The 21,871-nt window shown below is 71.0% G+C and carries 22 protein-coding genes; 11 read left to right on the forward strand and 11 right to left on the reverse strand.

The window, feature by feature from the left end; translation table 11 throughout:
* Nucleotides 1-13: 13 nt before the first annotated feature.
* The gene (locus ABZ906_RS32185; RefSeq protein ID WP_361388891.1) at nt 14-2,707 is read right to left on the reverse strand and encodes a GNAT family N-acetyltransferase; all 2,694 of its coding nucleotides are present in this window, start codon (nt 2,705-2,707) and stop codon (nt 14-16) included.
* Between the two features lie 272 nt (nt 2,708-2,979).
* Between ABZ906_RS32185 and ABZ906_RS32190 the strand changes: the two genes are divergently transcribed.
* The 3 genes from ABZ906_RS32190 to ABZ906_RS32200 all read left to right on the forward strand — a co-directional run bounded on the left by ABZ906_RS32190 (nt 2,980) and on the right by ABZ906_RS32200 (nt 7,174).
* The gene (locus tag ABZ906_RS32190) at nt 2,980-3,879 is read left to right on the forward strand and encodes a universal stress protein (RefSeq protein ID WP_361388894.1); all 900 of its coding nucleotides are present in this window, start codon (nt 2,980-2,982) and stop codon (nt 3,877-3,879) included.
* A gap of 53 nt (nt 3,880-3,932) precedes the next feature.
* Complete coding sequence (locus ABZ906_RS32195; protein ID WP_361388897.1) at nt 3,933-6,299, forward strand: phosphoketolase family protein; 2,367 nt, start codon at nt 3,933-3,935, stop codon at nt 6,297-6,299.
* Between the two features lie 206 nt (nt 6,300-6,505).
* Nucleotides 6,506-7,174, forward strand: coding sequence for a universal stress protein (locus ABZ906_RS32200; RefSeq protein WP_361389509.1), 669 nt, complete (start codon nt 6,506-6,508; stop codon nt 7,172-7,174).
* Here the strand turns inward: ABZ906_RS32200 and ABZ906_RS32205 are convergent.
* Nucleotides 7,107-7,439, reverse strand: a complete 333-nt coding sequence (locus ABZ906_RS32205; protein WP_361183633.1) for a putative quinol monooxygenase — start codon at nt 7,437-7,439, stop codon at nt 7,107-7,109. The two genes, ABZ906_RS32200 and ABZ906_RS32205, sit on opposite strands and share 68 nt — an antisense overlap.
* Nucleotides 7,440-7,582: 143 nt before the next feature.
* Nucleotides 7,583-7,903: an L-rhamnose mutarotase gene (locus ABZ906_RS32210; protein ID WP_361183635.1), complete on the reverse strand. Its 321-nt coding sequence runs from the start codon at nt 7,901-7,903 to the stop codon at nt 7,583-7,585.
* 328 nt (nt 7,904-8,231) lie between these two features.
* On the opposite strand from ABZ906_RS32210, the gene ABZ906_RS32215 reads away from it, so the two are divergent.
* Together ABZ906_RS32215 and ABZ906_RS32220 are read left to right on the forward strand one after the other, a co-directional pair.
* Complete coding sequence (locus ABZ906_RS32215; RefSeq protein ID WP_361183636.1) at nt 8,232-8,459, forward strand: hypothetical protein; 228 nt, start codon at nt 8,232-8,234, stop codon at nt 8,457-8,459.
* Nucleotides 8,460-8,464: 5 nt separating this feature from the next.
* Nucleotides 8,465-8,665 carry a hypothetical protein gene (locus tag ABZ906_RS32220; protein ID WP_361183638.1) on the forward strand — a complete coding sequence of 67 codons (201 nt, stop codon included), beginning with the start codon at nt 8,465-8,467 and terminating at the stop codon, nt 8,663-8,665.
* A gap of 111 nt (nt 8,666-8,776) precedes the next feature.
* On the opposite strand, the gene ABZ906_RS32225 is transcribed toward ABZ906_RS32220, so the two are convergent.
* The gene (locus ABZ906_RS32225) at nt 8,777-9,172 is read right to left on the reverse strand and encodes a RidA family protein (RefSeq protein WP_361389511.1); all 396 of its coding nucleotides are present in this window, start codon (nt 9,170-9,172) and stop codon (nt 8,777-8,779) included.
* Between the two features lie 135 nt (nt 9,173-9,307).
* Here ABZ906_RS32225 and ABZ906_RS32230 point away from each other — a divergent pair, with 135 nt between their 5' ends.
* The 3 genes from ABZ906_RS32230 to ABZ906_RS32240 all read left to right on the forward strand — a co-directional run bounded on the left by ABZ906_RS32230 (nt 9,308) and on the right by ABZ906_RS32240 (nt 11,819).
* Nucleotides 9,308-10,282: a WYL domain-containing protein gene (locus ABZ906_RS32230; RefSeq protein WP_361388900.1), complete on the forward strand. Its 975-nt coding sequence runs from the start codon at nt 9,308-9,310 to the stop codon at nt 10,280-10,282.
* A 237-nt stretch (nt 10,283-10,519) separates the two neighbouring features.
* Nucleotides 10,520-11,536 carry a sporulation protein gene (locus tag ABZ906_RS32235; RefSeq protein ID WP_361388903.1) on the forward strand — a complete coding sequence of 339 codons (1,017 nt, stop codon included), beginning with the start codon at nt 10,520-10,522 and terminating at the stop codon, nt 11,534-11,536.
* A gap of 1 nt (nt 11,537) precedes the next feature.
* Nucleotides 11,538-11,819, forward strand: a complete 282-nt coding sequence (locus ABZ906_RS32240; RefSeq protein WP_361388906.1) for a twin-arginine translocase TatA/TatE family subunit — start codon at nt 11,538-11,540, stop codon at nt 11,817-11,819.
* A 55-nt stretch (nt 11,820-11,874) separates the two neighbouring features.
* On the opposite strand, the gene rraA is transcribed toward ABZ906_RS32240, so the two are convergent.
* From rraA to ABZ906_RS32275, 7 genes are all read right to left on the reverse strand, one after another.
* Nucleotides 11,875-12,366, reverse strand: coding sequence for a ribonuclease E activity regulator RraA (gene rraA / locus ABZ906_RS32245; RefSeq protein ID WP_361388909.1), 492 nt, complete (start codon nt 12,364-12,366; stop codon nt 11,875-11,877).
* Entirely contained in the window at nt 12,363-13,055 is a 693-nt protein-coding gene (gene otnC, locus ABZ906_RS32250) for a 3-oxo-tetronate 4-phosphate decarboxylase (protein ID WP_361388912.1), read from the reverse strand. The genes rraA and otnC overlap by 4 nt, the downstream gene beginning before the upstream one ends.
* Nucleotides 13,052-14,314 carry a 3-oxo-tetronate kinase gene (otnK, locus tag ABZ906_RS32255; protein WP_361388915.1) on the reverse strand — a complete coding sequence of 421 codons (1,263 nt, stop codon included), beginning with the start codon at nt 14,312-14,314 and terminating at the stop codon, nt 13,052-13,054. The genes otnC and otnK overlap by 4 nt, the downstream gene beginning before the upstream one ends.
* Before the next feature lie 110 nt (nt 14,315-14,424).
* Nucleotides 14,425-15,510, reverse strand: a complete 1,086-nt coding sequence (locus ABZ906_RS32260) for an isocitrate/isopropylmalate dehydrogenase family protein (RefSeq protein ID WP_361388918.1) — start codon at nt 15,508-15,510, stop codon at nt 14,425-14,427.
* Between the two features lie 47 nt (nt 15,511-15,557).
* The gene (locus tag ABZ906_RS32265; RefSeq protein WP_361388921.1) at nt 15,558-16,394 is read right to left on the reverse strand and encodes a sugar phosphate isomerase/epimerase family protein; all 837 of its coding nucleotides are present in this window, start codon (nt 16,392-16,394) and stop codon (nt 15,558-15,560) included.
* Entirely contained in the window at nt 16,391-17,089 is a 699-nt protein-coding gene (locus tag ABZ906_RS32270; protein ID WP_361388924.1) for an aspartate/glutamate racemase family protein, read from the reverse strand. Before ABZ906_RS32270 ends, ABZ906_RS32265 begins: the two co-directional genes overlap by 4 nt.
* Nucleotides 17,090-17,346: 257 nt before the next feature.
* Nucleotides 17,347-18,063 carry a FadR/GntR family transcriptional regulator gene (locus ABZ906_RS32275; protein ID WP_361183655.1) on the reverse strand — a complete coding sequence of 239 codons (717 nt, stop codon included), beginning with the start codon at nt 18,061-18,063 and terminating at the stop codon, nt 17,347-17,349.
* Between the two features lie 279 nt (nt 18,064-18,342).
* On the opposite strand from ABZ906_RS32275, the gene ABZ906_RS32280 reads away from it, so the two are divergent.
* The 3 genes from ABZ906_RS32280 (at nt 18,343) to ABZ906_RS32290 (ending at nt 21,847) form a co-directional block, all read left to right on the forward strand.
* Entirely contained in the window at nt 18,343-19,638 is a 1,296-nt protein-coding gene (locus tag ABZ906_RS32280; protein WP_361183657.1) for a citrate:proton symporter, read from the forward strand.
* Nucleotides 19,639-19,743: 105 nt separating this feature from the next.
* The gene (locus tag ABZ906_RS32285) at nt 19,744-20,580 is read left to right on the forward strand and encodes an alpha/beta hydrolase (RefSeq protein ID WP_361183659.1); all 837 of its coding nucleotides are present in this window, start codon (nt 19,744-19,746) and stop codon (nt 20,578-20,580) included.
* A 265-nt stretch (nt 20,581-20,845) separates the two neighbouring features.
* Entirely contained in the window at nt 20,846-21,847 is a 1,002-nt protein-coding gene (locus ABZ906_RS32290; protein ID WP_361388927.1) for a serine hydrolase, read from the forward strand.
* The last annotated feature ends 24 nt before the right edge of the window (nt 21,848-21,871 follow it).

Below are 21,871 nucleotides of genomic sequence, written 5' to 3' on the forward strand. Positions count from 1 at the left end.
GCTTGTCTCCTCCTCAGCGCAGTCGGCGCAAGTAGGGGTCGGGCGCGGTCCGCGGCAGCAGCCGGACGCGCGCGTCGAGTGCCGTGGTGCCGCCCGGCCGGGCCAGGACGGGGTTGAGGTCGGCCTCGGCGAGCTGCGGCAGGTCGCACGCCATCCGGGACAGCCTGTGCAGCAGTTGCTCCAGGCCTTCGAGGTCGACCGGGCCGGTGCCGCCGTGCCCGAAGAGCAGCGGGGCGCAGCGCGGCGCGGTGATCAGGTCGTGGACGTCGAGGTCGGTGAGCGGGGCAAGGCGGGCCGCGTGATCCGCGAGCAGTTCCGTGACCGTGCCGCCGAGTCCGAACAGGACCAGCGGACCGAACACCTCGTCCTGGACGACACCGGCGATAAGTTCGGTGCCGCGCTCGGCGAGCGGCTGGACCACCACACCCGTCAGCAGACCGTCGAACCGGGTCGAGAGGTCCCGGAAAGCCGCGCGCACTTGGGCGTCGCCCTGCAGATCGAGGTGGATGGCGCGCTGCTCGCTCTTGTGCAGCAGACCGGGCCAGTGGGCCTTCATCACGACCCGGCCGTCCGGGCCGCGCAACCGCTCGGCGGCCAGGGCCGCTTCGTCCTCGGTCTCGGCCCAGGCCCAGGGCAGTTGGGGGATCTGGTAGCAGGCGAGCAGCTCCGCGCAGGTGCGCGGGTCGAGCCAGCCCCCTTCGCGGTGCCCGGCCAGCCAGGTGTCCGCCACCGCGCGGGCCCGCCCCGTGTCCGCTTCCGCGAGGTCGGGCACGGTGCCGGGCGGGCGGGCCAGCCACTGGGCGCGGCGGACGGCGTGGGCCAGGGCCCGCGCGGCGGCCTGCGGATCGGCGAAGGCGGGCACGAAGCCGCCTTCCGTGCAGGGCAGCAGCCGTACGGGCAGCGCCTGGCCGAGGAGGACCGCGGCGACCGTTCGGGAGCGACGGCCGGGGGCGTCGGTGAGGGCCCGGGCGAGATCGTCGCCGGTCGCCGCGGTGACCGCGGTGGGGACAAGGACCACAAGCACGGCGTCGATGGCGCCGGACAGCATGAGCCGGTCCACCGCGTTCTTGAGCTGCGCCTCGGTGACGGCAGCGGTGGCGTCGACCGGGTTGGCGGCCGATGCCCCGGTGGGCAGGGCGGCCAGCAGGTCGTCCATCAGGTCGGTCGGCAGCTGCGGCAGGGTGAGCCCCGCCTCGGCGCACGCGTCCGCCGCGAGGACTCCCGCGCCGCCCGCGTTGGTGACGATGACGACGCGCTGGCCGGCCGGTACGGCCTGGGAGTGCAACAGGGCGGCGGTCTCCAGGAGTTCGCCGATCGTACGGGTGGCGGTGATGCCCGCCTGGGTGAACAGTGCCTGGCGGGTCATGGTCCGTGGCGCGGCCGCGGCGGTGCGCGAGGCAGCGGCCCGCCGGCCTGCCTCGGTGCGGCCCGCGTCGACGGTGATGACCGGCATGCGCCGGGTCACCCGCCGTGCGGTGCGCGAGAAGGCCCGCGGGTTGCCGAAGGACTCCAGGTGCAGCAGGGCGAGGTCGGTGACGCCGTCGCCCTCCCACCACTGGAGCAGGTCGTTGCCGCTGACGTCGTACTTGTCGCCGAGCGACACGAAGCTGGAGACACCCAGGCCCAGCTGGGACAGGCCGCCCAGCAGGGCGATGCCCACTCCCCCGGACTGCACGGCGACACCGGCCGTGCCGCGATGGGGATGCCGGGCCGCGAAGGTCGAGTCAAGGGACAGCGCCTTGTCGGTGTTGGAGATGCCCAGGCAGTTGGGGCCCACCAGACGCATTCCGTAGGTCCGGCAGGTGGCCAGCAGGGCGGCTGCCTGTGCACTGTCCAGGCCGGCCGTGACGACCACCAGGGCGCGTACGCCCGCCTTGCCGCACTCTTCGGCCGTGGCGGACAGGGCCTGCGCGGGTACCGCGAGGACCGCCAGGTCGGGGGCCTGCGGCAGGGCGGCGACCGAGGGGTAGGCGGGCACGCTCATCAGCGAGGACACGCTCGGGTTGACGGCGAAGAGCTGCCGGGTGAATCCCCCGGTGCGCAGATTGCGCAGCACGGCGCGCCCGACGGAACCGGCCCTGCGGCCCGCTCCGACCACGGCGATGGAGTCGGGCCGCAGCAGCGGCCGGAGGCTGGCCACGTCGGCCGCGCTGCCGCGTGCCTCGACCGCCGTCAGATAGGTCTCGTCCTCGTCCAGGCGGATGGTGCAGCGCAGTTCGGGGCCCTCGAAGCGGCGGGCGGTGTGCAGTCCGAGGTCGGCGAAGACCTTGAGGACCTCGTGGTTCTCGGCGAGCGCGTCGGCCGCGAACGCGGTGATGCCTTCCGCACGGGCGGCGGAGACCAGGTGTTCCAGGAGCAGGGTGCCGACTCCCCGGTGGTGCAGTCCCTCGGCCACGGCGAGCGAGATCTCGGCGGTCGCGGGCTCCTCGGTCCGCTCGTACTCGGCAAGACCGATGATCTGCCCGCGGGTCTCGGCGAGCAGCGCGCGGTATCCGGGGCGGGGAGCGGCGCAGGCCCGGTCCGCGGCCTGTGCGGCGGACCGGCTGCTTGCGGCGAAGAACCGCAGGCGCAGGTTCTGCGGCGACATCTCCTCGTACAGGCGACGGAGTTGGGCGTGATCACCGGGGCGGACGGCCCGGATGCAGGTGGTCGTCCCGTCGGCGAGCAGGGCGTGGACCGGGGCGCGGCTTGGCTCGTCGTCTGTCATCTCGGGCCTCCAGCGGCAGGTTGGCCCTTCGAGGATCGGCGCGTTCGGGAGCGGCGCCCCAGGGGCTGGCCGGGTGCGGCCGGGGGCCGATCGGCCCCTTGTCGCTCCTGTGCGGAGGGACGGTGCGCGCTCTGTCCCGGTACGGGCCGAGGCCCCGGCAGGGGCCGAATGTCCCCCGCCGGGGCCGGTTCGCCCCTCCCCCGCCCCGCCTCCGCGGTGGAACGGTGCGAAGTGCGGCCCCTGCAAGGAGCCCGCTGGAAGGTGGTGGAATCGTGGACAAACCCCTGATCGTCGGCGTCGACGGCTCGGAGCCGAGCCTGCGCGCACTGGACTGGGCGGCGGACGAGGCCGCGCTGCACGGCGTGCCGCTGCGTGTCGTCCATGCGTCGAGGTGGGAGTGGTACGAGGGGCGTGAACCGTCCTTCGGCATCAACGGGTCCTCCGTGCAGGACCTTTCGGAGCGGATCGCGGCGTCGGCGGTCGAACGTGCGCTGCGCCGGACGGACTCGGTGAAGGCGACGGCCGAGGTGCTCTCCGAAGATCCGGGGCTCGCACTGGTGCGGCTCAGCCGGGAAGCCGACGCCGTCGTGGTCGGCAGCCATGGGCGCGGCGAGTTGACCGAACTGCTGCTGGGCTCGGTCGGCCTGTCCGTCGCCGCGCACGCGGTGTCGCCGGTGATCGTCGTGCGCGGTCGCGAGGAGAATCTGGAGGGCTGCTTCCGGACCGTCGTCGTCGGTGTCGGCGACTTCGAAGACGGCTCCGGAGACGGCTCCGAAGGCGGCTCCGAAGAGGTCTCCCCCGCCGTGGAGTTCGCCTTCCGCGAGGCGCAGTCACTCGCCTCGTCGGTGACGGTCGTGCATGCCTGGCGCTGCCCGGCCCGCGAACTGCCCGACTTCCCCGTGATGGTCCACGACGAGCACCAGGAGCGGGCCGCGGCTCAGGTCGACAAGGCCGTACGGAAGGCGACCGCCGCCCATCCCGGCGTCAAGGTCCGCCGCGAGATCGTCGAAGGCCACGCGCGCACCGTGCTGCTGCACGCATCGCGCACGGCGGATCTCCTGGTGGTCGGCGCCCGCCGCAGGAAGGGCCACGTCGGCATGCAACTCGGTCCGGTCAACCATGCGGTGCTGCACCATGCGGCCTGCCCGGTGGCCGTCGTCCCGCACACCTGACCAGGCCCCGAGAACCGGGGCACACCCCCGACCCCGAAGCTGCTGGAGGCACCGTGGCACCCGCCCGACTGGCACCCCTGGACGCCCACTGGCGCGCCGCGAACTACCTGACCGTGGGCCAGATCTACTTGATGAGCAACCCGCTGCTGGCACAGCCGCTGCGGCCCGAGCACATCAAACCGCGCCTCCTGGGCCACTGGGGCACCTCGCCCGGCCTCAACCTCGTGCACACGCATCTGAACCGTGTCATCAAGGAGCGTGACCTGGACGCGCTGTGCGTGTGGGGCCCTGGCCACGGCGGCCCGGCCGTGCTCGCCAACTCCTGGCTGGAGGGCTCGTACAGCGAGACCTATCCGGACGTCACACGGGACGCGGAGGGCATGGCGAAGCTGTTCCGGCAGTTCTCCTTCCCCGGCGGCGTCCCCAGCCATGTGGCGCCCGAGACGCCCGGCTCCATCCACGAGGGCGGCGAGCTCGGCTACTGTCTCGCGCACGCCTATGGAGCCGCCTTCGACAACCCCGGTCTGCTCGTCGCCTGCGTGATCGGCGACGGCGAGGCGGAGACGGGACCGCTGGCGGCCTCCTGGCACTCCAACAAGTTCCTCGACCCCGTCCATGACGGCGCGGTCCTGCCGATCCTCCACCTCAACGGCTACAAGATCGCCAACCCGACCGTGCTCTCCCGCATCCCCGAGTCCGAACTCGACGCCCTGCTCAAGGGCTACGGCCACGAACCGCTGCACGTCGTCGGCGACGACCCCCGCAAGGTCCACCACGCGATGGCCAAGGCCCTGGACCAGGCCCTGGACCGCATCACCGCCATCCAGCACACCGCCCGCACCGGCTCCGCCCGTACCGGCGCCGCGCGCGGCCGTGCCCGCTGGCCGGTGATCGTGCTCCGTACGCCCAAGGGCTGGACCGGACCGGTCACCGTGGACGGCTTGCCCGTCGAAGGGACCTGGCGCTCCCACCAGGTGCCGCTCGCCGAGGTACGCGAAAACCCCGAGCATCTTGGGCAGTTGGAGGCGTGGCTGCGCTCCTACCGGCCCCACGAGCTCTTCGACACACACGGTCGCCCCACCGCCGAAGTCCTCGACTGCGTTCCCGGGGCCCAACGGCGCCTGGGCTCCAGCCCACGCACCAACGGCGGCCTGCTCACCCGCGATCTGCCCGTGGAACCGCTCGAACACTTCGCCGTCCCCGTCGACAAGCCCGGCACGACCCTGCACGAGCCCACGCGGGTACTCGGCCGCCTGCTCGCCCGGATCATGGCGGACACCGCGCAGCGCCGGGACTTCCGGGTCGTGGGTCCCGACGAGACCGCCTCCAACCGCCTGGGCGCGCTCTACGACGCCACCGGCAAGGCCTGGCAAGGGCAGATCCTCGACGCCGACGAACACCTCACCGCGAGCGGGCGGGTCACGGAGGTGCTCTCCGAGCACCTCTGCCAGGGCTGGCTGGAGGGCTACACCCTCACCGGCCGCCACGGCCTGTTCTCCAGTTACGAAGCGTTCGTCCACATCGTCGACTCGATGGTCAACCAGCACATCAAGTGGCTCAGGACCTCGCGCCTGCTGCCGTGGCGCGCGCCGGTGCCGTCCCTCAACTACCTGCTCACCTCGCACGTCTGGCGCCAGGACAACAACGGCTTCTCCCACCAGGACCCCGGCTTCGTGGATCACGTGCTCAACAAAAGCCCCGAGGTCGTGCGCGTCTACCTGCCGCCGGACGCCAACACCCTGCTCTGCGTGGCCGAACACGTCCTGCACAGCCGTGATTACGTCAACGTCGTCGTCGCCGGGAAGCAGCCCTGCTTCGACTGGCTGTCGCTGGAGGAGTCCCGCCTCCACTGCGCGCGCGGCGCGGGCATCTGGGAGTGGGCCGGATCCGAGGACGGCGGGCGCGCGCCCGAGGTGGTCCTGGCCTGCGCTGGCGACGTGCCCACTCAGGAAGTCCTCGCCGCGGCAGAGCTCTTGCGCCGGCACGTGCCCGACCTCGCCGTGCGCGTCGTGAACGTGGTGGACATGACCCGGCTACTCCCGCACGAGGAGCACCCGCACGGCATGACCGCCCCCGAGTACGACGCGCTGTTCACCGCCGACAAACCGGTGATCTTCGCCTACCACGGCTATCCCTGGCTGGTGCACCGCCTCGCCTATCGCCGTACCGGCCACCGCAATCTGCATGTACGCGGCTACAAGGAGGCGGGCACCACGACCACGCCGTTCGACATGGTGGTGCGCAACGACCTGGACCGCTACCGCCTCGTGATGGACGTGATAGACCGCGTGCCCGGTCTCGCGGTCCGCGCCGCTACCGTCCGCCAGCGCATGGCCGACACCCGCTCCCGGCACCACGACTGGATCCGGGCCCACGGCACGGATCTGCCCGAGGTCGCCGACTGGACCTGGACCGGCTGAGTCCGCGGACCGCACCGGGGAGGTACGCCCGATGGTGTACGTCAGCGGTGCCGGTTGACCGTGAACGGGCCTGGCCGGGCTCCGCCGCCCGCCCTACGGTGTGCAGTGCTCCGGATCCCGGCCGCACGGCATCCCGGCTGGTCCCGTACGGAGGTGACGCCACGCGCATCGACGAGATCTGCAGCTGCCGCCCGCCCTTCTTCGTCGTGGGCGTCGATGTCGGCTGGGACGGCCGCCGCCACTGTGCGGCCGCCGTCCACCATGCCTTCGAGGAAGCCGCCCGCCACGGTGCCGTGCTGCTGGTGTTGTACGTGTGGCGCCCGCCGCCCCTCGGCGTCCTGGACGAACGGGCGGCCCTGCGGGAGTGCCGCCGTCTGCTGTCGGACATGGTGGCGGGCTGGCAGGTCACTCACCCTGGCGTAGAGGTGCACCACGCGGTGCTCCGCGGCCGCCCGGCGCGGGTGCTCGTCCGGGAGTCCGCGCACGCGCTTGCCCTCGTCCTGGGCGCCCGCGGTCACGGCCGCGTGGCCGGCCCGCTGCGCGGCTCGGTCGTCTCCCACGCCCTGCACCACGCCCGGTGTCCCGTGGTCGCCGTTCCGCCGTCGGCGGCCTGCGGCCACACTCACGGCGGGCCGGTCCTCGATCACCTGTCCCGCTGGGCCCCTGCGGCGCTCGGGCGGCACATCTGGCTGCTCGCCCGTCTCGTCCGAGCGCAGCCGGGCCGGGCTGTGCGCGGCATCCGGGCTGGTGGCGGAGGCCGTCCCCGGCAGGCCGGGATGGCCTCCGCCCGTCCGGCGGGCGTCGCGTTCAGCCCCGTTCCGGAACTTCCATCTCTCCGAGCAGGGACCAGCCCTCCTGCGGAATCGTCGCGTTGACGATCTCCGGGGTCTGCACGAGGTGGGGCGGCAGGGTGCCCCGGGCCTTGGTGAAGTGCTCGGAAGTGACGTGCGCCGAGCCTGCCTCGTCATCACGGAAGGCTTCGACGAGCACGTACACCGTGGGGTCCTCGACGCTGCGGGACCAGTCGAACCAGAGGCACCCCGGCTCGGCGCGGGTCGCCAGGGTGAATTCGCGGGTGATGTCCGGCCAGGCGTCGGCGTACTCGGGCAGGACGCGGAACTTGGCGGTAATGAAGATCATGACTCTCCCTGGGGTGTGACCGGGCAACGACGGGTGAGGGTGGCGGGAGCCGTCGGTCTGGCTCCGGCCCTCGTCGCGGCCGCGGTCCCCATGACATCACTGCGGGGATCACAGCGGCGCAGGCGGGGCCGGTCAGCGGCCGGTCAGGCGAGGTGGAAGACCTCGGTGAGCGGCCGCATCGCCTCGTCGGGGCCGCGCCCGTCCAGGTCCTCGAAGAAGCCGGCCATGTCCGCCTGCCAGCGTGCGTTGACATCGGTGCGCGCCATGGCCTCCTGCGCGGCGGCGAAGTCCGGGGTCTCCAGGTAACCGACGAGCAGGCCGTCCTCTCGCAGGAACAGCGAGTAGTTGTGCCAACCGGCGGCGGAGAGCGCTGCGCGCATCTCCGTCCAGACGTGCTCGTGGCGCTCCCGGTACTCCGCAAGCCGGTCCTGCCGGACCTTCAGCAGGAAACAAACCCTTTGCACGAGCGGTGGCTCCTCTCGGCCGACGCGAAGCAAGCCAGTACGACAGAGCGTCGCACTGAAAGGATTCACAACAGTGCGCCGCAAGCTACGGCCGCGTGGCGACGGCTGTCAATTGCCGGCCCATTGCTCGCTTGGTCACGCAGATAGGTCCAGGCGCCGCCGTGCCGCGCGGCGTGCATGAGTCGTTTCAACACTCCCTTTACGCCTCAACGCTGTACCACTGCGCTGTCCGCCTCATGGCGGACAGCGAGGCTCTCGTAGACTTCAAGCGTGATCTTGCGTGGGTCAATGATGAGTGTCCGAGCGATGGCACAGCAGGGGGATTCGGGTGGCGCTGGTTTTCGGGATCTTGTTCCTGCTCGTCGGCCACAGCCTGCGCACAAATCGCTTCGGTGTGGCCGATCAAATCTCAGGCGCGGACGTGGCCGCTGACAGGGTGAACCACCACCATTCTCTGCCGTACCGCGCAGTGATGGCCTTCGGAGCCCTGTTCATGACGATCGGAGCGGCGCTGACCGTCGTGTACACGGCACTGCTGCTTCTGGGGAAGGTGTAGCGGTCGTGGGGTTTCTGCTCGCTGTCGTCCTCTTCTTGCCGTTGGGCGTCTTCGTGCTGTGGAACCCGGCCGGACGGGCGGACGCGTTCAAAGCCGCGCTGGTCGGCACCGGCCTGTCCGCCCGCGCGGTGAACGCCATCGCCCTGAGCTGGGCGCTGCTGGGAGGCCTGTCCCTGGCGGCCTTGGTGTTGCTCTTGGCCGTCTGAGGTCGCTCGTCAGGGCGGCGGAAAGTCATGCCTGTGGCCGGCCCCCTCCCGGACCGCCTGCTGCTCGCACCGGAGAGACCAGCGCGAGCAGCAAGGGCAAGCGAGGTCATGTCACGCGACGGCTGTTCCCTCGATCTCGACCAGTTGGCCCGCGATCGCCAGGCGCGTCACGCCGAGCAGTGTGGAGGCCGGCGCCACCCCGGCTGCCCCCAACCGCGCCGCCAGCATGCCGTAGTGCTGGAAGAGCAGATCGACGTCGGTCGTGTAGACGTTGAGCCGGACCAGGTTCGCAAGGGACATGCCGGCCTCGCCGAGCACGGCCTCCAGGTTGTCGATGCTCAGCGCCAACTGCCCCGCCATGTCGCCGTCGTGCTGCGGTTTGCCTTCGCCGTCCATCGCGGTCTGCCCCGAGACGTACAGGGTCCTCGTGTGCCCGGAGACGATCTCCCCCTGGTTGAATCCCAACTCCGTCGACCACGTCACCGGGTTGACCGCCGTGCGCTCCATCGTCACTTCAACTCCACTGGATTCATTGGTACATGGACGCCCGTCGGCTCGGTAGCCGCCCTCCCTGACGCCGCTTCGACGAGCCTCCCAACAAATCACGACACCCTCAGTCATGTATTCCTCTAGGGTTTTCGCATGCGTGCCGACCGGCTGGTCTCACTGGTTCTGCTGCTGCGCCAGCGCGGCCGCCTCACCGCGGACACGCTGGCCGGCGAGCTGGGGGTGTCCACCCGCACCGTGCTGCGGGACATCGAAGCGCTGTCCGCGTCCGGCGTCCCGGTCTACGCCGAACGCGGCAGGCACGGCGGGTTCGCGCTGCTGCCGGGCTTCCGCACCGAGCTCACGGGACTGAATCACGACGAGGCCCTCGCCTTGCTGACCGCCGGATCGGGACGCGGCGAGCAGATGTTCGGCCTCGGCTCGGCGCTCGCCGCCGCCATGCGGAAGGTGGTCGACGCGCTGCCCGAAGGCCACCGGGCCGTCACGAGTGACGCGGCACGGCGGTTTCTCGTCGATCCGGAGAGCGATCTGCTCTCACGTCGGCTTTCCACCGAGGACGTGCCCGAAAGCGCGATGGTCGAGGTCAGACGGGCGGTGCTCGCCGGACACAAACTGCGCATCCACTACGCGGCCACGGACCAGACACCGCAGTGGCGCACGGTGGACCCCATCGGCCTGGTCACCGTACGAGACCGGGGCTACTTGCTGGCCACGCGATCCGGCGAGGACCGCACCTACCGCCTTTCGCGGATATCGGCCGCCGAGGAACTGCCCGAGACGGCAGAGCGACCGAATGGGGTCGACCTGGACCGGATCTGGCGGGAGCGCTCCGCGCGGTTCCTCTCCGGCAGCGACCACATCACCGTGCAGGTACGGGTGGTTGCGGCGCGGCGGGAGGAACTGCTGGACACCGCGCTGGCCGTCCGCGCGGAAGAGCCCGCCGCGGACAGCTGGCTGCGGCTGGAGTTGACCTTCCAGGATTCCCGGCACGCCGAGTGGGCGCTGTGGCAGCTCGGCACCGATGCGGAAGCCCTGTCCCCGCCGTCGCTGCGCACCTCCCTGCGCGAGCGCGCCACCGCGGTCGCCGACCGCTACGGAGATCCCGCCTGAGAGCGGGCGGCGTCTTGGCAAAAGCACAGCAAAACCCGCTCGTCAAGCGCGTGTACGGACGCCATCGGGGACGCCTTTCGGACTTTCCCGCCCCGCGCCGCTCGCATCGCCACCACGGCGGCGCCGCCCCGCATATGCTTCTACATGCCTGTAGAAAGCGGACGTCTGCCCGGCTGTTTCCGGGTGTCCGCACGGCCCTCGTAACCCTCGTACGCAGATAAGGAAGTGAACGCCAGCATGGTGTTCAAACGACTGCTCGGCTCACTCGGCGTGGGCGGCCCCACGGTCGACACCGTCCTCGTCCCCGGGCCCACGGCCCCCGGCGGCACCCTGTCCGGTCAGGTCCATCTCAAGGGCGGCAGCGGCGACTTCGACATCGAGCACATCACGATGGAACTCGTGGCTCGTGTCGAGGCCGAACACGAGGACGGAGAGGACCACGGAGTCGTGGTCTTCGACCAGTTCGTGGTCGGGGGCGGCTTCCGCCTCGTGCAAGGCGCCGAGCACAGCGTGCCGTTCACGGTGACGCTGCCGTGGGAAACCCCGGTCACCGAACTGTACGGACAGGGCCTCGGCATCGTCCTGGGCGTGCGCACCGAACTCTCGGTCGCCGGAGCCAAGGACAAGGGCGACCTCGACCAGCTCACCGTCGGCCCGCTGCCCGTGCAGGAGGCGATCCTGGAGGCCTTCGGACAGCTCGGCTTCGGCTTCAAGTCCGCCGACCTGGAGTACGGCCGCATCGGCGGCACCGGCCAGCAACTCCCCTTCTACCAGGAGCTGGAGCTGACCCCGGCCCCTCAGTACGCCCACGCGGTCAACGAGATCGAGGTGACCTTCCTCGCCACCCCCGGCGGCATGGAGGTGGTCCTGGAGGCCGACAAGCGAGGCGGCCCCTTCTCCGGCGGCCACGACGCCGTCACCCGCTTCACCGTCAGCCACGACGGCGTCCACCACCAGGACTGGAACACCCTGGTCGACGGCTGGGTACGCCAACTGGTCGAGCACACCTCCTCCTACGCCGACCACGCGCCGTACGACTCAGGGCACGGTCATAACCACGGCCACGACTACAGCCACGGCGAGCACCACAGCGGGAGTCACGAGCGCTCGGGTCCCGGCATGGGAACGGTCGTGGCGGCGGGCGCGGCGGGGCTCGCCGTGGGCGTGGTCGGCGGCATGGTCGCCGCCGAAGTCGTCGACGAGGTGGGCGACTTCTTCGAGGGTGACGACGAGGACGAAGGCGGCGAGGACTGACGTGTTCGGCATCAGCGAGATAGGCGTCATCCTGATCGTGATCGTCCTCGTGCTGTGCGTGAAGAAGCTCCCCGACCTGGCCCGCAGCGCGGGCAAGTCGGCCCGCATCCTCAAGGCCGAGGCGAAGTCCCTCAAGGACCAGGACAGCCAGGACCCGCAAGGCACTCAAGGCACTCACGGCACTCACGGCACCCAGGGCACCCAGGGCTCGACGCCACCCCGGGTCATCCCTGGCGAGACCGTGGCCCCGCGCGACACCGACAAGGGGCCGCGCCCGCAGTAACAAACGGCGTTCTCCGGGGCGGGGCCCGCCGAGGCCCCGCCCCCGCCTCGCCGTGTCAGGCGGTGTCCGGAAGGAGGGCGACGCCGTCGTCGTCGGCGTGCAGGATGGCGCCGGGGCGGAAGGTAACGCCCCCGAAGGTGACGGGGACATCGACGGCGCCCTTCGCTTCCTTGCTGCTCTTGCGCGGGATGGTGCCCAGCGCCTTGATGCCGATGCGGAGTCCGGCCAGGACGGCGCTGTCGCGTACAGCGCCGTGCAGGACGAGGCCGGCCCAGCCGTTGTCCCGGGCCGAGGCGGCGATGAGGTCGCCGGCCAGAGCCGTGCGCAGGGAGCCGCCGCCGTCGACGACCAGGACGTGGCCGTCGCCGGGGGTGCGCAGCAGGTCGCGCAGCAGGCCGTTGTCCTCGTGGCAGGAAACGGTGCGGACCGGCCCCGCGAAGGAGCGGTGTGCGCCGTACTGGTTGAACTGGATGTCGCAGACGTGCAGTCGGGTGCCGTACTGGTCGACGAGGTCTGCGGTGGGCACGGGAGTGGTGGGCTGGGTCATGGGGCCTCCTTGGTGGGGGCTGCCGCGCTCGGCCTCGTCCGGCCGTCAGTGGGATGGGGTGCGAGCGCGGCAGCCTGTTCGGGGGTGAGGGGGCGGGTCCGGTGGCCGTGGAGCAGGAGGTGGATCTTGGCGGTCTCCTCCAGTTCCTCGATGGCGTCGGCGGCCTGCTCCAGGGTGGGTGCGGCGATGACCGGGCCGTGGTTGGCGAGCAGGACCGCGTGGTGGGTGCGGGCCGTCTCTTCCGCGAGGGGTTCCAGGCGGGCGTCGCCGGGTGCGTGGTAGGGCAGCAGCGGAAGGGTTCCGACCCGCATCGCGTAGTACGCGGTCAGGGGTGGCAGCGCGTTGGCCGGGTCGGTGTCGGGCAGGCACGAGACGGCCGCGGCGTAGGTGGAGTGCAGATGGACGACGGCGTGGGCGCCGGGGCGGGCCCGGTAGAAAGCGGCGTGCAAGAACGCTTCCTTGGTCGGGCGAGGGCCGTCCAGGTGTCCGCCGTGCACGTCGGTGCGCGAGAGCGCCTGAGGGGTGAGGGTGCCGAGGCTGGAGCCGGTGGGGGTGAGCAGGAGGGTTCCGTCGGCGAGGCGGACGGAGAGGTTGCCGGTGGAGCCGTGGGTCAGGCCGCGGGTGAACAGGGAGTGCGCGGTGTGTACGAGCGCTGTCCGTGCTGCCGCTTCGTCGTCGGAGGGGCTCACTCGGTCTCCTGGAGCGCGCGCGTGAAGAGGTCGGGGGCGCCGAAGTTGCCGGACTTGAGCATGAGTGCCAGGTCGCCGGATGCGGTGACGGCGTGGGTCCAGGGGACGCCGGGGTCGGCTTCGTCGGCGACCAGGACGGTACGGATGCCCAGGGCAGTGGTCACGGCGCCGGAGGTCTCTCCCCCGGCGACGATCAGGCGGCGCACGCCGCGTTCGACAAGGCGGACGGCGAGTGTGCCCAGGAGCTGCTCCACCTGGTCCGCCGCCGCGGTGGCGCCCAACTGATTTTGGACGGCGGCGAGTTCTTCGGGTGAGGCGGAGGCGTAGATGAGGGCCGGTGTGCCGGGTTCCCGGGCGTCGTACCAGGCGAGGGCTTCGGCGGCGATGTCGCGTCCGGCTGCCGCGGCGAGAACGTCCAGGTGGTGGGTGGGCAGGCCCGCGGCGTAGAACCGGGCGATCTGTTCGAGGGTACGGGCCGAGCAGCTGCCGGCCAGGACGGCGGCGGGGCCGGTGCGGGGCACCGGCACGTGGGTGGTGCCGGTACGGGTGGGGTAGGCGCGGCCGAGTCCTTCGGCCAGGCCTGCGGCGCCGGTGACGACGGGGAGTTCGAGTGATGCGGCGCCGAGTACGGCGAGGTCGTCGTCGGTGAGGGCGTCTGCGATCACGTGGCGTACGCCGTCGTGTTCGTGGGCAAGGAGTGCGTCGCGGACCGCGCCGGTGCCGCGCGTCACCGTGTCGTGGTCGATGAGGCCGACCTTGTGCGGTGTCTGGGCTGCCGTCAGGCGGGGCAGCGAGGCGTCGGTCATCGGGTTGAGCGGGTGGTCGCGCAGCGGTGAGTCCGAGAGGAGTTGGTCGTGGACGAAGAGGTACCCCTGGTAGACGGTGCGGCCGTTGGGCGGGGAAGCCGGGCACAGCAGGGTCGTACGGGCACCTGCGGCGTCCAGGAGGGCGTCGGTGACCGGCCCGATGTTGCCCCGGGCGGTGGAGTCGAAGGTCGAGCAGTACTTGAAGTAGATCTGTGCGGCGCCCTTGGACCACAGCCACTTCTGCGCGGCGAGCGAGTCGGCCACGGCTTCGTCGGCGGGCGTGGAGCGGGACTTGAGGGCGACGACCGCGGCGTCGCAGTCCCCGGGCAGTTCGGTGGCAGCGTCGGGGACACCGAAGACGAGGGCGGTGCGCAACCCGGCCCTGCGCAGGGCGGCGGCGACGTCGGTGCCGCCGGTGAAGTCGTCGGCGATGCAGCCCAGGCGCAGGGGCATGGCGTTGGTCTCCTTGTGAGGCGGGGTGAGGGTGGTGGACGGCCGCGGCCCGCGCGGGCGGGGAGACGCCGCGTGCGGGCCGCGGCCGCCGTCGGAGGAGGGCAGGCGGGTCAGCTCTGCCCGGCGCCGTCGCGGACGGCCTGGACGACGGCCCTGGTGAACTCGCTGGTGGAGGCCGAGCCGCCGAGGTCGCGGGTGGAGATGCCGCGTTCGATGGTGGTGGCCACACCGGCCTCGATGATCTTCGCGGCGCGGGCGATCGCGGAGTCGTCGTGGCGGGAGGAAAGCCACTCGAAGAGCATCGCGCCGGAGAGGATCATGGCGACGGGGTTGGCGATGTCCTGCCCCGCGATGTCGGGGGCGGAGCCGTGCGAGGCCTGGGCCATGGCCGTGTCGGCGGAGGCGTTGATGGACGGGGCGGTGCCCAACGAGCCCGAGATCTCGCCGGCGAGGTCGGAGAGGATGTCGCCGAACATGTTCTCGGTGACGATGACGTCGAAGTCCTGGGCGCGGCGCACCAGGTGGACGGTCATGGCGTCGATGTGGAAGTCGTCGACCGTCACGTCCGGGTAGTCCTCGGCGACCTCCTGGCACACGCTGCGGAACAGTCCGGTGGTGAGCTTGAGGACGTTGGCCTTGTGGACGATGGTGAGCTTCTTGCGGCGTGCGCGAGCCAGGTCGAAGGCGACGCGGGCCACGCGCTCGGTGGCCTCGCGGGTGATGATGCCGAGCATGATGGCGGTGTCGGGGGTGGGCATGAACTCGCCGGTGCCGGCGTAGGTGTTGCGGTCGGCGTAGAAGCCTTCGGTGTTCTCGCGGACGATCACCAGGTCGGCGTTGTCGCAGACGGCTTCGGCGCCGGGGAAGGACTTGGCGGGGCGGATGTTCGCGAACAGCCGGAAGTGCTTGCGCAGGGTGCCCGAGGGGTTGAGTGCGGACTTGTGCGGCTCGGGGTAGCTGACGGAGTCGTGCGGGCCGAGATACCAACCGTCGAGTTCGGCGAGCGTCTTCTTGGTCTCGTCGGGGACCGGAGTGTCGTGCGTGGTGATGGCGTCGCTGCCCAGCGGCAGGGTCAGCCAGTCGATGCCGACGCCCACGGCCTCGGCGGCCGCGGTGGCGATCTCGACGGAGGCGGGGACGATCTCGGGGCCGATGCCGTCGCCGTCCAGGACGCCGAGGCGGTAGGTCTTGCTCATGGGGGCGGTTCCTTTGCGTGAAGGGGTGGATCGGTGGGGGCGGGCGCTCAGGTCAGGACGGAGGCCGCGTCGTGCAGGGCGGTCCAGGAGCGGGCGGCGGCCAGGGGGCTGGTGTCGTCCTGGGTGTGCTCCAGGGTGAGCCAGCCGGTGAAGCCGCCGTCTCGCAGCGCCCGCAGCAGAGCGGGCAGGCGGTGATCGCCCACGGACAGGGGTCCGCGTCCCGCGGGTGCGGCCAGTTGCAGGCAGCTGGTGTCCGTGACGTGGTCGCGGACGGCGCTCAGGGCGTCGAGGCCCTCGCGTTCGAGGTGGTGGGTGTCGAGCACCAGGTCGGGAGCGATCCCCAACTGCCGTGCAGCGCGGAGGGCTTCGTCCGGGGTGTGCCACAGCGAGGTGTTGTCCCGGCACTGCGGTTCCAGGAGCAGACGGCTGCCGTGGGCGGCGGCCTCCTGTGCCAGGCGTACGACGGATGTCTCGGCCCAGGTGCGCTGGACGTCCGCGAGGCCGGGCAGGAAGGTACCGCGGGTCTGTCCCAGGGTGAGCGGCACGCCGAGCGCGCCGGCCAGGCGGGCGGCGCCGAGCAGCCGGTCGAGGGCCTGGCGGCGTACGTCGGGCGACGGGTCGGTCAGGGTCAGGGAGTCCTGCGCGGCGATGGGCCCGGTGCCGAGGGCCAGTACGCGCAGGCCCGTGCCCGCGAGGGCGTCCCGCAAGCCTGCGGCGTGCTGGGCGCCGACGTCGCGCACCTGGACTTCCACGCCGTCGTAACCGAGTTCGGCCAGCTCGGCGGCGGCATCGGCAAGGGGCGCCTGGAAGCCCAGAGGCATCGGCGTACGGCAGTCGTCCGAGGAGACGGTGTAGGCCAGCGGCCAGGGCAGTCGGCCGCTCATGCGGGCACCGCCGCCGTGCTGCGATCGCCGAGCAGTCGGGCGCGCAGGTCGCGGGCGGCGGCGGCCGCCCCGTCCAGGACGGGCAGGTGCAGCAGGTCGGCGAGGGCGCGTCCGGCGAAGGCGAGGGAGTACTGGGCCAGCAGGACGCTCTGGATGTCCCTCGCACCGGTGGCCGCGAGCGCGTCGGCGAGGTGGCGTGCGGTCTCCTGCGGGCCGTCGGCCGCGGCGGCCTGCTCGCTCAGTGCGGTGGTGATGTGCACCGGCCGGGTGCCGCGCGTCTCGGCCATGAGCGCGTCGAGTTGGGCCGCGGCGGCCGGCACGGCGGGCGGGGTGGAGGCGGCCACCGCGATCCGGTCGTGCGGTCCGCTCAGGGCCGTACGGAACATCGACTCGTCGGACTTGAGGATGGGCACGGTCCACAACGTACGGGCGGTGTCGACGACTTCGCCGTAGGAGGAACAGGTCAGCAGGACTCCCCTGGCGCCTGACTCGACGGCGTTGGCGATGAGGCGGAGCATTCTGCGGCGCAGGGCACCGTCCAGGCCGTTCGCCGTGCGGGCATCGTCCAGGAGCCGGTCGTCGAGCAGGTTCCAGATCCGGGCTTCCGGGAATTCCCGGGCGAAGGCGTCCTGCGCGATCCGCGCCCCGGACGGCACGGCGTGGATCAGGGCGATGAGTGGCTGGGTCTCGATCACCGAGTTTTCCCCTCTGGAGACAGGCGCGGTCCTGGTCGGCTCCGCGCCGGGGGCTCGTCTCGCATCGTGCCGGTGGCGGCGCGGCGAGACGGCTTCAGTAGGTGGGCGGCTGCTGCGTTCGGGTGCGGTGCCGCGCCGCCACTGTAGAGAGATCCGGACGACTGGTCAACCGGTAAACCGGTTGCGGATGTGCGGGGCCGCACGCAAGGGCACGGCCATGGGCACGGGGCCGCCCACACCGAGCACGGCCCCCGCGCTCAGCCTCCGCTCTGGCGCTCCAGAGCCTCTTTCAGGCGCCGGGAGGCACCTTGCATATGGCTCGCCATCGCCGCGCGGGCGGCCTCGGCGTCCCCCTTCTCGACGGCCTCGAAGATCGGGACGTGGTCGGCGTAGGCGACTTCGCGCGGACGCACCTCGCCGGTGCGCTCGACCCAGCCGCGCTGGATCATGGCGCGCATCCCCTTGAGCATGTCGCGCAGCACGGTGTTGCCCGAGATTTCCGCGAGCGCGGCATGGAAGGCGGTGTCCGCCTCGGGGAACTCGGCGTCGGGGCACTCGCGCATCACCGTAAGGCGCGAGCGCAGCAGGCTCACGTCGGATTCACTGCGGGCCGCGGCGGCCAGGCCGGCGACGACGACCTCGAGTTCGGCGCGGGCCTGCAGCATGTCCTTCGCCCCCCGCTCGCCGAGCACGAGACCCAGCTCGAACAGGCGGTAGAGCACGTCGGAGTCGGCGCCGCGGAAGTAGGTGCCGCTGGACTGCCGGATCTCCAGGAGACCGAGGAAGCCGAGGGACTTGATCGCCTCGCGGACGGTGGGCCTGTTCACGCCCAGCATCTCGGTGAGCCGACGCTCCGAGGGGATGCGGTCGCCCGGCTGCACCTCGCCGGACATCAGGTAGTCGATCAACCGCCGCGACACCTCGGCGGCCAGCGGCTCCCGCGGCTCGACCGTGATCCTCGACAGTTCGGCCATGGATTTCCTCACTTCGTATTGACGAGACGCCCGAAGTCTAGTTACCTACCGGCCAACTGGTAAACCGGTTGTCCGGAACTCCAGATGTGTCGGGCGTTGCCCCCGACGGACGCAGTGAGCCGCCATCAGCGTCCGGGCACCGCCCCGGCGCCGCCCCCGGGAATCGGGGCGCGCACCGATCCGCCCCTGCGCTGATCGCACCCTTCCCGCACATCGCCCCGCCCAGCGCCGCGTCACCGCCGCCCCGGTGGCCTTCGCGCCCTGCCTCAAGGAGCAACGATGCTCGCCGTCCTCGGCTTCGCCACCCTGGGCAGCTTCATGCTGCTCGTGATGCGGAAGTACCTCTCCGCGTTCACCGCCATCATGCTCACGCCCATCGCCGCCGCCCTCGTCGCGGGCAAGGGCGCCAAGCTCGGCGACATGATCATCAGCGGTCTGGACACGGTCGCCCCCACCGCCGCGCTGCTGATGTTCGCCGTCCTCTACTTCGGCCTGATGATGGAGATGAAGCTCTTCGACCCCATCTCCTCCCTGATCATCCGCGCCTCACAGGGCGACCCCGTCCGCATCTGCGTCGGCACCGCCGTCCTGGCCCTGGTCGTCGCGCTCGACGGGGACGGCACCACCAGCTACATGATCGTCTGTTCCGCGTTCCTGCCCATCTACAAGCGCCTGGGCATGAACCCCCTGATCGTCGCCACCATCGCGGCGATGGCCCTCGGGGCGATATCCGGCACCACCCCGTGGGGCGGCGCCGCCACCCGCGGCATCAGCGCCCTGCATCTGAACGCCACCGAGTACTTCGTTCACATGCTCGCCCCCATGGCCCTGACCGCACTGGCCATCATCGCCGTGGCCTACTGGCTCGGCCTGCGCGAACGCCGCAAGATCGACCAGGCCAAGCTCGACGCCTACAAGCTGGAGATCGCCTCCGGCGAAGCCTTCGAGCCGGTCAAGGCCGACTGGCGGATGTGGTTCAACGCCGCCCTGACCGTCCTGCTCCTGGCCCTGCTCATCCTCGAAGTCGCCGACCTCGTCGTCCTGTTCATGGTCGCGTTCGTCATCGCCCTGCTCGTCAACATCCGCCGCATCGACGCACAGCAGGACCTCATCAAGCGCCAGGCCGCCCACGCCGTGCCCGTGATGATGCTCGTCCTCGCCGCCGGTGTCTTCACCGGCATCATGACCGACGCCGGAATGATCAAGGCGATGGCGGACGCCGCGCTCTCCGTCGTCCCCGAGACCTGGGGCAACCTCGTCCCCCTTTTCACCGCCGTCCTCGCTCTCCCGCTCGGCTTCTTCATGTCGAACGACGCCTACTGGTTCGGCGTTGTCCCCGTCCTGGCCGAATCCGCCTCGCACTACGGCATCCACGCCAACGAGATCGCCCGGGCCGGCGCCATCGGTCAGATCCTGCACATGATGGGCCCCACCTCCGCCCCGCTGTGGGTTCTCCTCGGTCTGGTCAAGGCCGATCTCGGTGACTTCCACAAGTTCGCCCTGCGCTGGGGCATCCCCGTATCCCTCGCCTACATCCTCTTCGCCCTGCTCACCGGGGCGATCAGCGTCGCGTGAGCGGCACATGGCAGCCGGGGCACCGATGAGTTTTCTGCCCGGCCGGGGTCTGATCGGCTGCAACTCAACGCAGTTGTACGGCCTTCGAACTGGAGAGATCTGTCCATGTCAGCAGCCCGGGAGCAGTCAGCCCCCGCCGAATCCCGCATCGTTTCCGCCGACGGCACCGAGATCGCCTTCGAGCAGTCGGGCGACGGGCCGGCCGTCGTCCTGGTGGCCTCGGCCCTGGCCGACCGCTCCGACACGACCAAACTCGCCGCTCTTCTCGCACAGCACTTCACCGTGATCAACTACGACCGGCGCGGGCGGGGCACCAGCGGTGACTCCGACGCCTACGCCCCTGAGCGGGAGATCGAGGACATCGCCGCCCTGATCGAACACATAGGTGGTTCGGCGTCACTGTTCGGCTCGTCCTCCGGCGCGGTCCTCGCCCTGCGCGCGGCTGCCGCCGGGTTGAACGTCGACCGTCTCGCCCTGTACGAGCCGCCGTTCGTGATCGCGGAGGACGACGACGGGCCGCCCGCGGATCTCGCCCAGCAGATCTCCGCGCTGCTCACGGACGGCAGGAACAGCGACGCAGTCAAGTACTTCATGACCAAGGTGCAGGGCATGCCCGGCATCGCCGTGTTCTTCATGAGGCTGATGCCGAAGATCTGGGCGAACCTCACCGGCATGGCCCGCACCCTGCCGTACGACATCGCGATCATGGGCGACACGCAGCAGGGCAAGCCGCTGGACGCCGCGGAGTGGAAAGGCGTGACCGTGCCCACCCGCGTACTGACCGGCGGCAAGAGTCCGGCCGCCTTCCGGCGCGCCGCACGGGCCATCGCCGAAATCCTGCCGCAGGCCGACCATCGCACGTTGCCCGGACTCAACCATGGTGCCGTCGTCATGGCACCGAAAAAGATCGCCCCGCAGATCACCGGGTTCCTCAAGGAGTAAGAACACTGCGACTGGGCCGGGAGCGGCAACTCCCCCGCACCCGGCCCAGTGGTGGCCCACCGGTGGGCCGCTTAAGTCGGAAAGTCGCGGCAGGCAAGACACCGCATAGATCCATCGGCTTTCTGCACCGTATCTTCATGGCGGTCACGCCTGTTACCCAGCCATGACATACCGATCTTGAGTTGGCCACCGACACCAAAGTAGGTTCGGTATGCACCGAGTTTCTGATACAAGCCGGCGCCCCCGCGCCGGGAGGAGATGCCACATGGGTTCCCACGCCCGCCCCAACCGGCTGCACCGGACCGGCGCCCGGCTCGCGACGGTCGCCCTCGTCGGCGCCGTCCTGCCGATCACCGCCGGCGGCCTCGCCCAGGCGGCCACCACCAGCCCCGCACACTCCGCCGACGAGAGCGATCAGGCGAGCGCCGAAGCCGCCGCTCCCGCAGGCCGGAGCACGGACGCGCCGGACACGGGAGCCCCGGACGCCCCCAGCATCAAGGCCGACCACGCCTTCCTCCTCGACGCCCGCGACGGCAGCCAGGAGCGGGAGATGTGGGCCGGGGCCAAGGCCGACGAGAGCGTGTCGATGGCCAGCACGACCAAGATCATGACCGCCTTGGTGGTGCTCAAGCACCCGGAGTTCCTGGACCGCCAGGTCACGGTGAAGCAGGAGTACCGCGACTACGTGGCAGAGAACGGCTCCAGCACGGCCGACCTCCAGCTCGGCGACAGGCTGACCGTCAAGCAGTTGCTGCACGCCATGCTGCTCCCCTCCGGCGCGGACGCCGCGATGGCCCTGGCCGACAGCTTCGGTTCCGGGGACACCATGGACGCGCGGATCGCCGACTTCCAGAACCAGATGAACGCCGAAGCGCAGCAGCTGGGCCTGGCCGGTACGCACTTCGACTCCTTCGACGGCATCTCGCACGGCGACAACCGCAGCACCGCCCGCGATCTGGCCAAGCTCGGCCAGCGCGCGATGCTGAAGCCGGTGTTCGCCGACATCGTCAAGGTCAAGAAGTTCGAGACCGAGGCTCCGGCGGCCAACGGCCGCACCCGGTACTACACCTGGGTCAACACCAACGACCTGCTGAGCACGTACGACGGCGCCCTGGGCATCAAGACCGGCAGCGGCGCGGAGGCCGGCTACTCCCTCGTCTTCGCCGCCAACCGCGACAACCGCACCCTGGTCGGCGCGATCGTCGGCTCCGACCAGGAAGCCTTCGACGACGCCGCCAAGATCCTCGACTGGGGCTTCGCCCACTGACGACCGGCAAGCGGGGAGGGCCGG

The sequence above is a fragment of the Streptomyces sp. NPDC046925 genome (genome assembly GCF_040644915.1).
Taxonomy (GTDB): Bacteria; Actinomycetota; Actinomycetes; order Streptomycetales; family Streptomycetaceae; genus Streptomyces.